The organism is Sorangium sp. So ce381, from assembly GCF_051473845.1.
Taxonomy (GTDB): domain Bacteria; phylum Myxococcota_A; class Polyangia; order Polyangiales; family Polyangiaceae; genus Sorangium; species Sorangium atrum.
Genome location: NZ_CP150336.1, coordinates 11,008,860 through 11,021,729, shown reverse-complemented (window position 1 = coordinate 11,021,729; position 12,870 = coordinate 11,008,860). Strand labels below are relative to the sequence as shown.

The following is a 12,870-nucleotide window of genomic DNA, read 5'->3' as shown; positions in this document are numbered from 1 at the left end:
CGCGTCTGTCATCGTCATGGAAGGGGCTGCACGCGCGGAACCAGCGCTCATAGACACGAGTACACGGCCTCGATCAGCGCCGGCCACCGCGGGTCGCCGCCCTCGCCGCTCGCGATGGTCTGGTTCGGTGTGTAGCCGAACCCGAGCCCCGCGTCGGGGTCGGCGAAGCCGAGCGCCCCGCCCGCGCCAGGGTGGCCGAAGGTCCGCGGGCCGCGCCCGAAGGGGCGCAGCGCGCTCGGGAGCATGAACCCGAGCGAGAACCGGCTCTCCGCGAGGAGGACGGCGTCGAGCCCGGCCGACCGCTCCGCCAGCGCGGCCTCGACCGCCTCCGGCGACAGCACGCGCGCGGCGCCGGCGAGGGCCCCGCCGTTCGCGAGCGCGCCGTACATCCGCGCGAGCGCGCGCGCGTTCGCGTGGCCGTTCAGCGCGGGGATCTCCGCGCGCCGGGCGCGGACGGTGTTGACGAGCCCCGGCGACACGAGGTCGCGCGGCCTGGTGAAGGCCATCGAGGTGAGCGACGCCGGGTCGCGGAAGCTCGCGCCGAACGCGCCGCCCAGGCCTTGAGGGCTCGCGATGGTCGGCGGCACCTCGGCGATCCGCCCGTCGTGCTCGGCGCCGGTGCCGATGTGGAGGTCCAGGCCGAGCGGGCCCGCGACGGCCTCCCGGAGGAACGCGCCCACGCGCTGGCCGCTCGCGCGCCGGATCACCTCGCCCACGAGGAAGCCGAACGTCACGGCGTGGTAGCCGTGCCGGGCGCCCGGCTCCCAGAACGGCTCCTCCGCGGCGAGGGCGGCGGTCATGGCCTGCCAGTCGTAGAGCGCGCCCTCCTTCGGCTCGGCGCGCAGCGCCGGCAGGCCGGCGCTGTGATCGAGCAGCTGGGCCACGAGGACGCGCCCCTTGCCGGCCGCGCCGAACTCCGGCCAGGAAGCGGCGACCGGCGCATCCACGTCGAGCGCGCGCTTCTCTGCGAGCGCGTGGGCGCACAGCGCCACGGCGCCCTTCGTCGCCGAGAAGACGTTCACGATCGTGTCGCCACGCCAGGGCGCGGTCCTCGCCGCGTCCCGGAAGCCGGCCCAGAGGTCGACGACCACCCGGCCGCGCACGGCGGCGCACACGGCGGCCCCGAGCTCGGGAAACCGCTCGAAATTCGAGGCGAACGCCGCGCGCACGGGCGCAAACGCCGGGTCGCACGTGCCATGGATCGCGAGGTGCATCGCTCGTCCCTTCGTCCCTTCCTCGGGGCAGCGCGGCCCGGGCGAGCGCGGGCGAGCCGCCCGGCCCTTCGAGCCCGACCCCGATGATACGCAACCTATGTTGCGCAACCTTGGTTGATGAATAGGCCCGCCGCCCGCGGTCGTCAACGTCATTTGCGCAACCTCGGTTGCGGGTTACACGCTCCCGTCGTGAAGCCTGCGCGCCCGGACGAGGATCTCGTGCTGCTGTTCGCCGCCATCGCGGCCGCGAACAGCGACGAGGTGATGCGCCGCGTGGAGCGGGCTGGCCACGGCGATCTCCGGCCGAGCCATGGCTACGTGTTCCAGCACCTCATCCCGGGGCCGGTGAAGGTGAGGGAGCTCGCGGAGCGGCTCGGCATCACGGCGCAGGGCGCCTCGAAGGCGGTGGCGGAGCTGGAGGAGCTCGGCTACGTGCGCCGGCGCGTCGCCGAGGACGACCAGCGCAACCGCCTCGTGGAGCTCACCGACCGCGGGTGGGCGGCGGTCGAGGCGGGGCGCGCCGCGCGCGCCGCGGTGAACAGGCGGCTCCGCGCGCTGCTCGGCGAGGAGCAGGCCGGCGCGCTGCTCGCGTCGCTCCAGCGCATCGCGGAGCGCACGGGGGGGCTCGAGCTCCTGTCCTCGCGCCGGCTCCGCCACCCGTAGCGCGCCCGGGTCCGACCCGGGGGCTGCGCGGCCGAAGGGGCGACCGAGGCGTAGAAGCGCAGCGCGCCTCTCAGTCGCCCGGCGCGGCAGGCGCGAGGCGCGAGGTGTCGACGCGCAGCACGCGCGCCGTGAAGGGCCCCACGCGTGACGCCTGCGTGCGCATGGCCACGGTGAGCTCCGTGCCGAACGCGGAGACATCGACGAGCGGGTGGCGCTGGTACACATCGCTGAAATGGCTCTCGCCTGCGATCGCGGGGAGCGGCAGCGTCACCGCGACCTCGGGCGCGCCTCCGGCGGCAGGCACGCGCACGAGGCGCAGCTCGCCGCGGCTCGCGTCCGCCGCGATGTTGCCGACGCACGTCGGCAGATCGACGTTCTGCACCTCGTAGGCGATCGTCCAGTCGATGTGGCTGATCAGGAAGGCGATCCACACGTCGCCGTCGCTCGTGCGCGCGGCCGAGAAGGCCGACCATTCGAGCCCGGAGGTCACCTCGTGGCAGTCCGCCGGGCAGCCCTCCGACGCGGGGTCGCCGAAGCCGCGCTGGCAGCTGTACGTCGGCGTCGCTGTGCCGGGGATCGCCACCTCGTCGACGCCGTCGTCCTCGCCGGCGCTCTCCAGCCGCAGCCCGTCGGGGTGCTGCACGACCGCCGCGAAGCGCGGAATCGCCGCTTGACCAGGGGGCTGCGGTGGCGGGACGGGCTCGTAACGGAGCGGCGAGCTCGCGGAGACCGGAGCGCCGATGCTGCGCTCCGTGGTGCCGTCGAGCACCTCGAGCTGCCAGCTATCGGAGCGCGCCTGGACCATACCGAACGCCAGCGGCGCGTCGTCGGGCGCGAGGGCGAAGCGGGTCCAGCCGCTGTCGACGGGCCGGCTCGCCGGCGCGACGTCCCAGGCGCCGCCGGAGGTGCGCGTCGCGTGCGCGATGCTCTCCGGCGCGTCCGTCAGGATCCAGATGTGCGGCTCGCCCTGGGAGTCCATCGCGACATCGAGGACCGGCACGTATTTGTCGTCGCGATCGAACACCATCTGCCTCTCGGCCGCGCCGCCTGCGAGCGGCAGGAACACGACACCGCCGGGATAGCCGTCACCGCTGCCTTGCGTCTCGTCCACCGCGGCAACTGCCTTTCCGTCCGGCGAGAGCGCCACGCTCACGCTACTGCTCTGCACGTCGAAGTCGCGTTGCGTCGCCCCATCGCCGTCGAGCTCGAACAGCCGCGTCGGGGCGTTGCTGCTCGTCACGAGGTACGTCGCGCCCGCCGCCGGAACGGCCCGCACCCCGCCCGCTGCAAAGTCGAAGTCGGTGCACGTCACCTCCACGTCGAGCGTGATCGCGCAAGGCGCGTCCGCGGGACAGGCGTCGCCGTGGTCGCCCCGCTGCGAATCGCACGTCGCCGGGCCGCCGCCCGCGCCGCCCTGACCGCCCGCGCCGCCTTGACCGCCGGCGCCGCCTTCACCCCCGGCGCCGCCGGCCCCTCCTGTGCCAGCTGGCACGCTGGTATCTCCCTGGCACCCGAGCGTCAGCGACAGGCCGGCGAGCATGCCGGTCCCGAGGATTCGAACGATGAGCAACTGCAATTCTCTGCGCATGAGCGCTCGCCTCCTTGCGATGCGCTCTCATCCAGCACCAAACGTGCCAGTCGAGCTCCTCCGCAAAAGCCGCCCTCACGCTCGATGGCTTGTGCCGTTCTGTGTCGGAATGTTCGATGTGCTCGCTGCTCCCGCTGCAGGCGCTGGCCCGACGACCACGCGCCTGCCGCGGGCTCGGAGCGCCTCAGAGATTCATCCCGCCTGACGCCTCGATGCGCTGGCCGTTGATCCACTGGCCCTCGGGCGACAGGAGCGCGGCGACCGCGCCGCCGATGTCGTCCGGGAGGCCGACCCGGCCGAGGGCGGTCTGGGCGGCGATCATCTTGTTCAGCTCGGCGTTGTCGCGCACGACGCCGCCCCCGAAGTCGGTCTCGATCGCGCCGGGCGCCAGCGTGTTCACCGCGATCTTCCGCGGCCCGAGCTCCTTTGCCAGGTAGCGGGTCAGCACCTCCACGCCGCCCTTCATCGCGGCGTAGGCGGAGTAGCCGGGGAAGCTGAACCGCGTGAGCCCCGACGAGACGTTGAGGATCCGCCCTCCGTCCGCGATGAGCGGAAGGAGCTTCTGTATGAGGAAGAACGTCCCCTTGAAGTGGACGTTCATGAGGGCGTCGAACTGCTCTTCGGTCGTCTCGGCGAAGCTCGCGTGGCCGCCCATACCGGCGTTGTTCACCAGGTAATCGAAGCGATCGCGCCCGAAGCGACCGGCGAGCTCCGCCTTCACCGCGGCGGCGAACGCGTCGAACCCGCGGGTGCTCCCCAGATCGAGCGCGATGGCCGCCGCCTTGCTCCCCTTGGCCTCGATCTGCTTCACCACATCCGCCGCCTCGGCCGCGCCGCCGCGGTAGGTGATGATGACGTCCACGCCGCGATCCGCGAGGTGGAGCGCCATGCTCTTTCCGAGCCCGCGGCTTCCGCCGGTGATGAGGGCGACGGGGCTACGCTTGGATGTGCTCATGGTCGGGTCCTTTCGATGGCGACGCGGCTGCTCGCCGCTGTCTGCGGCGGTTGCTCGCCGCTGCCTGCGACTCTGAATAGCGATCCGATCCCGGTTGCGGAAGGCCCGAGGCTCCGACAGACTGTTTCGCCAATCGAAACAATGACCGTCGACGTCGGATCGCTGAAGATCTTCGTGAAGGTGGCGGAGCTTGGCAGCTTCACGCGCGCTGGCGAGCACCTCGGCATGCCCAAGGCGCGCGTGTCGCTGCGGCTGAAGGCCCTGGAGGCCGAGCTCGGCACGCGGCTCCTCCAGCGGTCGACGCGCGTCGTGCGCCTCACGCCGGACGGAGAGGAGCTCCTTCCGCGGGCGCGGCGCCTCGCGCTCGAGGCCGACGAGCTCGGCGCGATGTTCCAGGCCGCGCGGGGCCTGCGCGGGCGGGTGCGGATCGATCTGCCTGTGAACTTCGCGCGCGACGTCATCATCCCGCGCTTGCCCGAGCTGCTCGCGCGCCACCCCGAGCTCGAGGTGCTCCTCAGCACGACCGATCGGCGCGTCGAGCCGCTCCGCGAGGGCTTCGACTGCGTCCTGCGCATCGGCGCCCCGGGGGGCGACGGGCTCGTCGGCCGCAGGCTCGGCGTCCTGCGCATGATGAACTGCGCGAGCCCGTCCTATCTGCGCCAGTACGGCACGCCTCGCCGGATCGAGGATCTCGACCGGCACCTCCTCGTGCATTACTCGACGACGCTCGGCGCCGAAGCGCCGTCGTTCGAGTACCCCCACGACGGCGGCTACCGCGAGTGGCCGATGCGCAGCGCGGTGACGGTCAACAGCGCCGACGCCTATATCGCCGCGTGCCTGGCGGGTCTCGGCATCATCCAGGCCCCGCGGGCGGGGAAGCTCGCCAGCATCACCGCGGGCGAGCTCGTCGAGGTCTTGCCCTCCCTCACCTGCGCGCCGATGCCGGTCTCGCTCCTCCACACGCACGGTCGAAGCGTGCCGCGCCGCGTGCGCGCGGTGATGAGCTGGCTCACCGAGGTGCTCTCTCCTCACCTCGAGGCGCTCGACCGCTGATCCACGCGCTTCCCATGTGGTTTTCGGGTGATGGGGTACTCTGGCCGAAGGTAGGGGTTTTTGAGCCGCCAAGACGCCAAGAGACGCCAAGAGAGATATAAAAATCTTGGCGTCTTATGGTGTCTTGGCGGTTCCATCATTCCGGCAGGGTGGGGTAAGTACTCCACCACGGAGGGCTCACGCCGCGCGCCCCGGCGCGATCCGCAGCAGATCGAACTCCGCCACGAAGCCCTCGCCCAGCGGGCTGCAAGCGTAAAGGCCGCACTCCACCTCGCGCGCGCCGTCGTCCTCGTGAAGGTGGGCCATGCGGATCTGCGTCCACGCCGCGCCGTCGTCCGAGCTGTCGACGAGGTAATCCGGCCCCTCCCGCCGGACGCGCAGCCAGATCTCGCGTCGATCCGAGGGAAACGGCTGGGTCGACCAGTCGCTGTAGCCCGCGTTCGTCACCACCGCGCCGAGCCGGCTCGGGCCGTCCGGCTCGAACTCGACCGACGTCTTCAGCCAGCACGACTCCGCGATCCGCACCATGAGCCCTGCCTGATCGTACTGGTGCGCCGGCCGGAACCGCACATGGCAGGTCATCACGAAGTCGCCGCCGGCGCGGGTGAAGAGGAAAGGCCCGTTGTCGTTGCGAAAGCCGTAGTGTGTCCGCTGCCAGTAGTCCGTCTTCGCGGCGGGCTCGACGACGAGCACGCTCCGCTGCGGCTCCACCGCCCAGCGCGCCGGCGGGTTGCGCCACGCGAGCCGCGGATCGATTCCAGGGTTGGTAAAGCCCTCTTCCAGAAGCTGTCCTGTCATGACGCAGACCTCCGAGCGCCGCACGGCGCGCGGTCCGCCCGCGCGCGAGCGAGGGTCGGGAGGCTACCATGGAGCGCGCCGCGGTCGGGTGGCCCCCTCTGCGGTCCAGCCGCGCCCCGCTGCGATCGGCGGCGCCGCTCACGCCGAGGGCTCGCGCGGGCCGAGCACCGCGTCGTAGAGCTGGTCGAGATCGAAGGGTTTGGCGAGGAACCGCGCGAGCCCGAGGCCTCGGGCCAGCTCCGAGACGTCCACCGCCGCGCTCACGAGCACCACGCGCACCGCCGGATCGACCCGCGCGCGGATCGCCTTCGCGCAATCGCGGGGAGAGAGCCCTGGCATGAAATAGTCGCACAGCACCGCCCGCAGCCCGTCGCGCTCGCGCTCGAGGAGCGGGAGCGCCTCGACGCAGTCGGCGACCTGGAGGCACTGGAGCCCCCACCCGTTCAGGCTGATGGCGACGAGCTCCCGGAAATCGGGGTCATCGTCGATGACCAGCACGCGGTTTCGCACCATGTTCCCTCTGCCCGCTAGCGCCTCAGTTCCAGCGAAAAGACCATGAGGTCATCGGGCCTCCGCTCGATCCAGAACCTCGCGCCGTGGAGCCGGGCGATCCCCTGGACGAGGTGGAGGCCGATGCCCGTGTTGCGCGGCTCGTCGCGCTGCCGCTCGAAGCCGACGACGGCGAAGGGCTCCAGCAGCTTTTCGAGGTCCTCCGGGAGATCCTTCCCGCCCCGGACCTCGATCGTGATGAGCACGCGCGCGGCGGAGCCGGCGTCGATCGTGACGAGCACCGGATCGCGCTCCAGCGCGACGGACACGGCCTGGACGAGCAGGCTCCAGAGCGCCTGCTCGACGAGCTCTGGATCGCCCAGGATGTGCGCGTCTCCCCGGGGCACCAGGCGGATGCTGTGATCCCTGGCCACGAGCTCGAACTCTCCGATCACGCGGCGGGCGAGCTCCTCGACGTCGATCGCCTCGGGCTTGAAGGGGAGCTCGCCTCCGGAGATGCGCGCCGACCACAGGAGATCCTGGACCAGGCGGCCGAGGCGCGTCGCCTGGCGATCGATGATCGTGAGGGCGCGCTCGCGGATGGCCGTGTCGTTCCGGTGGGTGAGCGCGACCTGCGAGAACCCCTTCATGGTGGTGAGCGGCGTCTTCAGCTCGTGCGCGGCGACGGCGAGGAACCGGTCCCGATCCTTGTCGCGCTCGGCGATCGCCTTGAAGCTCGTGTTCAGCGTGTGGCCGAGCACGGCGAGCTCGTCGTCCCCGCAGTCCCCGAGCGGCTCGTAGACGCCGAGCTCGCGGAAGCGCTGGACGGCGGTCACCATCCGGTGGATGCGCGGCGCGATCGCGCGGCGCACCGCGAGGCCGAAGAGCGACGCCGCCGTGACGCCCCCGAGGCCGACGGCCATGAAGACGAGGAGGATGCGCCGCCGGATGCGGTCGAAAGCGTCGTAAGCGACCTCCATGTAGCGCAGGTTGATCTTGTGCAGCTTGACGAGGGCGTCGCTGAGGTGCTCCACGTCGGCGCGCCGCAAGTGCGGCGCGGCAGGCGTCGGACCCGCGAGCCCGGTCGTGCGCTCGAGGTGCATCACGACAGCGGCGACGGTATCCGCCGCCTCGCGCTCTTCCTCCAGGAGCACGAGCTCCCCGGCCCGAGCGAGCGCACCGCGGAGGTGGATGGCGTCCGGTAGGGTCGAGGTCGCCGTCAACCAGTCGCGCTGGTACCGATCGATGAAGAAGCGGAGCCGCATCATGGGCTCCCGGACCTCCAGCGAGACGTCCGATGACGGGCGCGCGAGCAGGGCATAGAGAGCGTTCGATGACTCGATGCCGTTGCTGATGACGACGAACGGCTGGAAGACGTAGTGACGCAGGTAGGCTGTCTCGGTGGCCAGCCGCCTGAGCGCGACAATGGACATCGTGACGCCCAGGGCGGCCAGGATCAGCTGGCTCAACACGAGCAAGGAAAGACGCCTTCCTATGGACATCTTCCCCGGAAGACCGTTGCCCCCGCCGCTCGGAGGCGAGCCCGCGTGCTGAGCGCGTTGAGACCACCGAGGCATTGGCCACCTCCTCGGTGTCGCCGTGGAAGCAAGGGAGGCACCACGACAACGCCGGACCGACCGCCCCCTCCCGCTCGTTCGCTATTGCGGCCGCCCCTGCGCGATCCAGCTCTCGACGAGCTGGATCTCCTCCGGCCCGACCGCGGGCAGCCCGAGCGGCATCCCGCGCACCGCCGGGGCCGCGCGGCCCGCCTCCTCCGCCTGCCGCGCCAGCAGCGCCGCGATGAGGCGCGGGGCGCCGTCCGGCCCGCGCGAGAACACGCTCCGCCGCTCGCCCTGATCGTCGACGTAGCCCGCGGCGATCCCCTCGTACGTGGCGAGGTTCAGCCCGCGCGGCTTGAACCCGAAGCCGCCCGTGTTTCCGGGCCCGCCGTCGCCGAGCGCGTAGTCCGGCTCGGAGTGGCAGTGCCTGCACGTGACGCGGAACACCCGGCGATCGACCTCGGCGTAGGTCACCCGCCGCGACAGCAGCGGCAGCCGCTCGGGCGCGCTCGCCGGCGCCCGCGGCGAGAGCTCCGCGGTCGTGACGAAGGCCGCGATGTCCCGCGCCTCGGCGGGCGACATCGGCACCTGGGGCATCGGCGTTCCCGGCTTGATCGCCGCGGGGTCGAGCACCCACGCGACGAGATCGGCGGGCTCCATCCGGTCGCGCGTGTGCCTCAGATCCGGCGCCAGGGCGATCGCGGCGCGCGTCTCCTTCTCCATCCCCTTCACGGGCGCGACCGCCGTCAGCCCGGTCGTCCCGGAAAAGGCGTGGCACGTCCCGCACCCCTTGGCCTCGTAGAGCTCGCGCCCCCGGGCCGCGCTCGCGCCCTCCAGCGGCGCAGTCGGACGTTCGCGCTGCTCGCTCCGATCGCGCCGCTCGCGCGTGAGGTAGGCCGCGATATCGCTCGCCTGCTCGGGCCCGATCGCGAGCCGCGGCATCGTCGCGTGCAGGCGCGGGCGCACGTCGTGCGGCGACAGCAAGAACCCGCGGATCCAGTCGCGGCGCAGCCTGTCACCGGCGGCGGCGAGCGACGGCACGTCGCGCAGCTGCACGAGGTTCTCGTTCCACCGCTTCATCGCCGCGGCCGGCGCCTGGAACCGCCCCGCCGCGATGTCCTGGTGGCACTGGACGCAGTGGGCGTCGCGCGCCGCGGGCGCTTGCCCGGTCCCGTCGTGGCAGCGGTTGCACTGGAGCTCCGCGACGAGCCGCTCCCCGCGCGCCGGATCGCCGGCCAGCGCCGCGGCGGCGGCCGGAGCGGTCGCCCCGGCGCCGCCGTCGCTCGCGGGTGGCGGCGCGGCCAGCGCGGGGCCCCGCGCGTCCTCGGAGGTGCACCCCGCGGCGCTCGAGGTGAGCGCCGCGAGCAGGGCGAGCAGCGGACGGGCGCGCATCGGCGTCAGCTCTGTTGGCCGACCGCGCCGACCGCGCCGACCGCACCGACCGCGCCGGTCGTCCTGCAGAGCGCCTTGTTCTGCGCCATCGTCTCGCACCGGGTGGCCGCGGCGTCGTGCCCCGCGTTGTCCCCCGAGAGCGCGCGCAGCCGCGCCAGCGCCGCGTACGCCTCGGGGCTCGTCAGGAGGTCCTTCTCCGCCAGATCGCCGAGCAGCTTGAGCGCCTCGCCGCGGTGCTCGGGCGCCCTGGCGAGCGCCTCGCCCAGGTCGGTCTGGAGCGCCGGATCGTTCTTCCGCTGCTCGTTCAGCCGGCGCAGCGCGCGGATCGACCAGTCGATGTTCCCCTTGCGCTCCTCGGCCGACGCTCCGCCCCACGTCTCGAGCAGCTCGCGCGGCAGCTGCGGGCCGACCTGGAGCGCCCCGTCCGCGCGCGCCGTGGCCACCGCGAGGACGCGGAAGGCCCTGTTGATCAGCGGGTCCTTGTCATAGGAGATCCGCCGGATCTCGGGGAACATCCTGATCACGCTCCCCGCCGCCGCCGTGAACCGGCCGTCGTGAAGCGCTTGCTCGGCCTGCGCGATCCCCATCACGCGGTGGTCGATCGCGGGCATGATCTCGACTCCACCGCAGGCCGACGCGTCCGCCGAAGGGACGAGGGCGGACGCGATGAGAGCACAAAAAAGCGTGAATCGAACGGCGGGACCATTCATGGAAGGACCTCCTCGGGAAGGCTGCGCCGGCGCGCCCCGTCGCTCGTCGGGCGCTGCCGATCGACTGTGACAACGCTCGAGGAAAAAATGTTGCTTCCCCGATCGCGAACTCGAGGGACGGCGCGCCGTGCTCCCGCGCAGTCGACCGTGCTCCCGCCCAGCAGATGAGAGCGCTCGTGTGAGCAAAGGTGCGCCGCTGCGATACGGTGGTTGCCTTGGTGCGCGGCCCGGTGTCCAATGCGGGCCTTCCAAGGAGATCCGGCATGTTGAAGAAGCGGCGCGTCGCGATCGCGGTCCTGCTGGCCCTCGCCAGCGCGCTCCCGGGGTGCAACAGCAGCAGCAAGAAGGCCGACTGCGCGAGCCCCGAGGTGTTCTGCGTGGGCCTCGTCACCGACATGGGCAAGATCGACGACAAGTCGTTCAACCAGTCGGCCTGGGAGGCGATCCAGCGGGCGCAGAAGGAGCTCGGCGCCACGACGCAGTACATCGAGACGACGGATCCGAAGGACTACCCCAAGAACATCGCGACGTTCGCCGAGGAGCGCTACGACGTGGTCGTCACGTCGGGATTCGGGCTCACCGAGGCGACGCGCGGCGCGGCGGATCAGTTCAAGGACGTCAAGTTCATCGGCATCGACCAGTTCCAGATGGCGACCAAGCCGAACGTCGTGGGCCTCGTCTTCCCCGAGGACCACGGCGGCTTCCTCGTCGGCGCGCTGGCCGCGATGATGACCAAGACGGGGAAGATCGGCGCCGTGCTCGCCACCGACGCCGTCCCGCCCGTCTTCCGCTTCGGGGAGGGCTTCCGCGCCGGGGCGCGCCACGTCAAGCCCGACATCGAGCTCAGCGTCGTCTATCACAACGACGTCGGCTTCGATAAGACGTTTACCGATCCCGAGTGGGGGAAGACGACCGCCGTCTCGATGATCGACAAGGGGGTCGATATCGTCTTCGGCGGCGGCGGCAAGACGGGCAACGGCGCGCTGCTCGGCGCGGCCACGAAGGGCGTTTATGCCATCGGCGTCGACACCGACCAGTACTTCACGGTGCCCGAGGCCCAGAAGGTCCTCCTCTCCAGCGCCGTCAAGCTCATCTCCGACGGCGCCTTCGAGCTCATCAAGTCGGCCAAGGAGGGGAAGCTGCCGTCGGGGAACTTCCAGGGCAAGTCGGGGTATGCGCCGTATCACGATCTCGACGCCAAGGTCCCGGCCGACGTGAAGGCGAAGATGGAGGAGCTCCGGAAAGGGCTCCTCGACGGGACGCTCAAGACGGCGGTGCCGCCGGCCAAGGGGCCGTGACCGCCCTGGGCTCCCGAGCATGCGAGAGAAGCTGATCCGGCGCTTCGAGCCGCTGCTCCTTCCGGCCCTCTCGGTGTTCACCGCGATGGTCCTGGGCGGCGTCCTCATCGCCGTGGCCGGGGGCAACCCGCTCGAGGCCTACGCCGGCATGCTCGAGGGCGCGCTCGGGTCGCCGCGGGCGGTGAGCGAGACGCTCGTCTGGGCGACGCCGTACATCCTGGCTGGCCTGTCGGTCTCGCTGGCGCTCAAGGGCGGCCTCTTCAACATCGGCGCGGAGGGGCAGCTCGCGCTCGGGGCGCTCTCCGCGGCCTGGGCGGGCCACTGGCTGCCGCAGCTCGTGGGCGGCGGCCTGCCCGCGGCGCTTCACGTCCCCGTGACGCTGCTCCTCGGCGCGCTCGCGGGCGGGCTGTGGGCCGCGGTGCCCGGCTGGATCAAGGCGCGCGCCGGGGGACACGAGGTGATCAGCACGATCATGCTCAACTACGTCGCGCTCAACGCGGTCAGCTTCCTCTTGAACGGCCCGATGAAGGACCCCGAGGCGTCCAACGTGCTCTCCCGCACGCCGCTCATCGACGAGAGCGCGCGCATCCCCGCGCTCGTGGACGGCTTCCGGCTGCACTGGGGCTTCCCGCTCGCCCTGCTCGCGGCGGCGCTCGTCGGGTGGGCGCTCCGGCGGACGACGTTCGGCTTCGAGATCCGCACGGCCGGGCAGAGCCCGGACGCCGCGCGCTACGCCGGCGTGCGGGTGAGCCGCACCGTGATCGCGACCATGGCGCTCTCGGGCGCCTTCGCCGGGCTGGCCGGCGCCATCGAGGTGAGCGCGCTGCACCACCGGCACGAGCTCGGGTTCTCGCAGGGATACGGCTTCGACGCGATCGCCATCGCCCTGCTCGGCAAGACGCACCCCGGCGGGACGGTGCTCGCGGCCCTGCTGTTCAGCGTGATGCGCAGCGGGGCGACCCGGATGCAGTACCTCACGCAGGTGCCGATCGACGTGATCTCCGTCATCCAGGCGCTGATCCTGCTCTTCGTCGCGGCGGACGCCCTGGTCCGGCGCATCTACCGCGTCCGGGGCGAGCGCGAGCGGCTCGTGCTCACGCGCGGGTGGGGCGGTTAGCGCGCCGGCTCGAGCGAGCGGCCGGCGAGGGAGC

General features: G+C 72.0%; 12 protein-coding genes. 4 read left to right on the top strand and 8 right to left on the bottom strand.

The genetic code is table 11. The annotated features are described in order from the left end of the window. Positions 1–47: 47 nt before the first annotated feature. Positions 48–1,214 (bottom strand): serine hydrolase domain-containing protein, encoded by a 1,167-nt coding sequence (locus WMF29_RS41345; RefSeq protein WP_437325578.1) that lies wholly within the window; start codon positions 1,212–1,214, stop codon positions 48–50. Positions 1,215–1,403: 189 nt separating this feature from the next. Between WMF29_RS41345 and WMF29_RS41340 the strand changes: the two genes are divergently transcribed. Continuing rightward, positions 1,404–1,877 carry a MarR family winged helix-turn-helix transcriptional regulator gene (locus WMF29_RS41340; RefSeq protein ID WP_437325577.1) on the top strand — a complete coding sequence of 158 codons (474 nt, stop codon included), beginning with the start codon at positions 1,404–1,406 and terminating at the stop codon, positions 1,875–1,877. Positions 1,878–1,947: 70 nt separating this feature from the next. On the opposite strand, the gene WMF29_RS41335 is transcribed toward WMF29_RS41340, so the two are convergent. Together WMF29_RS41335 and WMF29_RS41330 are read right to left on the bottom strand one after the other, a co-directional pair. After that, complete coding sequence (locus tag WMF29_RS41335) at positions 1,948–3,465, bottom strand: hypothetical protein (protein WP_437325576.1); 1,518 nt, start codon at positions 3,463–3,465, stop codon at positions 1,948–1,950. A 184-nt stretch (positions 3,466–3,649) separates the two neighbouring features. Then, positions 3,650–4,420 carry an SDR family NAD(P)-dependent oxidoreductase gene (locus WMF29_RS41330; protein WP_437325575.1) on the bottom strand — a complete coding sequence of 257 codons (771 nt, stop codon included), beginning with the start codon at positions 4,418–4,420 and terminating at the stop codon, positions 3,650–3,652. Positions 4,421–4,561: 141 nt separating this feature from the next. Between WMF29_RS41330 and WMF29_RS41325 the strand changes: the two genes are divergently transcribed. Next, on the top strand, positions 4,562–5,473 hold the full coding sequence (locus tag WMF29_RS41325; protein WP_437325574.1) for a LysR family transcriptional regulator: 912 nt from the start codon (positions 4,562–4,564) through the stop codon (positions 5,471–5,473). A gap of 177 nt (positions 5,474–5,650) precedes the next feature. On the opposite strand, the gene WMF29_RS41320 is transcribed toward WMF29_RS41325, so the two are convergent. The 5 genes from WMF29_RS41320 to WMF29_RS41300 all read right to left on the bottom strand — a co-directional run bounded on the left by WMF29_RS41320 (position 5,651) and on the right by WMF29_RS41300 (position 10,322). Next, positions 5,651–6,271, bottom strand: a complete 621-nt coding sequence (locus tag WMF29_RS41320; RefSeq protein ID WP_437325573.1) for a DUF1349 domain-containing protein — start codon at positions 6,269–6,271, stop codon at positions 5,651–5,653. Positions 6,272–6,409: 138 nt separating this feature from the next. Further along, complete coding sequence (locus tag WMF29_RS41315) at positions 6,410–6,784, bottom strand: response regulator (protein ID WP_437325572.1); 375 nt, start codon at positions 6,782–6,784, stop codon at positions 6,410–6,412. Between the two features lie 14 nt (positions 6,785–6,798). Then, positions 6,799–8,232, bottom strand: coding sequence for a sensor histidine kinase (locus tag WMF29_RS41310; RefSeq protein ID WP_437331219.1), 1,434 nt, complete (start codon positions 8,230–8,232; stop codon positions 6,799–6,801). A 186-nt stretch (positions 8,233–8,418) separates the two neighbouring features. Beyond that, positions 8,419–9,711 (bottom strand): c-type cytochrome, encoded by a 1,293-nt coding sequence (locus WMF29_RS41305; protein ID WP_437325571.1) that lies wholly within the window; start codon positions 9,709–9,711, stop codon positions 8,419–8,421. Positions 9,712–9,716: 5 nt separating this feature from the next. Next, positions 9,717–10,322, bottom strand: a complete 606-nt coding sequence (locus tag WMF29_RS41300; protein WP_437325570.1) for a hypothetical protein — start codon at positions 10,320–10,322, stop codon at positions 9,717–9,719. A 362-nt stretch (positions 10,323–10,684) separates the two neighbouring features. Here WMF29_RS41300 and WMF29_RS41295 point away from each other — a divergent pair, with 362 nt between their 5' ends. Further along, positions 10,685–11,719 carry a BMP family lipoprotein gene (locus tag WMF29_RS41295; RefSeq protein WP_272102290.1) on the top strand — a complete coding sequence of 345 codons (1,035 nt, stop codon included), beginning with the start codon at positions 10,685–10,687 and terminating at the stop codon, positions 11,717–11,719. Positions 11,720–11,738: 19 nt separating this feature from the next. Further along, positions 11,739–12,836 carry an ABC transporter permease gene (locus WMF29_RS41290; RefSeq protein WP_437325569.1) on the top strand — a complete coding sequence of 366 codons (1,098 nt, stop codon included), beginning with the start codon at positions 11,739–11,741 and terminating at the stop codon, positions 12,834–12,836. Positions 12,837–12,870: the final 34 nt, after the last annotated feature.

Excerpts from the sequence above, each read along its gene's own strand:
- WMF29_RS41345 (WP_437325578.1), bottom strand. The coding sequence starts at position 1,214 with ATGCACCTCGCGATCCATGGCACGTGCGACCCGGCGTTTGCGCCCGTG.
- WMF29_RS41335 (WP_437325576.1), bottom strand. The coding sequence starts at position 3,465 with ATGCGCAGAGAATTGCAGTTGCTCATCGTTCGAATCCTCGGGACCGGC.
- WMF29_RS41330 (WP_437325575.1), bottom strand. The coding sequence starts at position 4,420 with ATGAGCACATCCAAGCGTAGCCCCGTCGCCCTCATCACCGGCGGAAGC.
- WMF29_RS41325 (WP_437325574.1), top strand. The coding sequence starts at position 4,562 with ATGACCGTCGACGTCGGATCGCTGAAGATCTTCGTGAAGGTGGCGGAG.
- WMF29_RS41320 (WP_437325573.1), bottom strand. The coding sequence starts at position 6,271 with ATGACAGGACAGCTTCTGGAAGAGGGCTTTACCAACCCTGGAATCGAT.
- WMF29_RS41315 (WP_437325572.1), bottom strand. The coding sequence starts at position 6,784 with ATGGTGCGAAACCGCGTGCTGGTCATCGACGATGACCCCGATTTCCGG.
- WMF29_RS41305 (WP_437325571.1), bottom strand. The coding sequence starts at position 9,711 with ATGCGCGCCCGTCCGCTGCTCGCCCTGCTCGCGGCGCTCACCTCGAGC.
- WMF29_RS41300 (WP_437325570.1), bottom strand. The coding sequence starts at position 10,322 with ATGCCCGCGATCGACCACCGCGTGATGGGGATCGCGCAGGCCGAGCAA.
- WMF29_RS41295 (WP_272102290.1), top strand. The coding sequence starts at position 10,685 with ATGTTGAAGAAGCGGCGCGTCGCGATCGCGGTCCTGCTGGCCCTCGCC.
- WMF29_RS41290 (WP_437325569.1), top strand. The coding sequence starts at position 11,739 with ATGCGAGAGAAGCTGATCCGGCGCTTCGAGCCGCTGCTCCTTCCGGCC.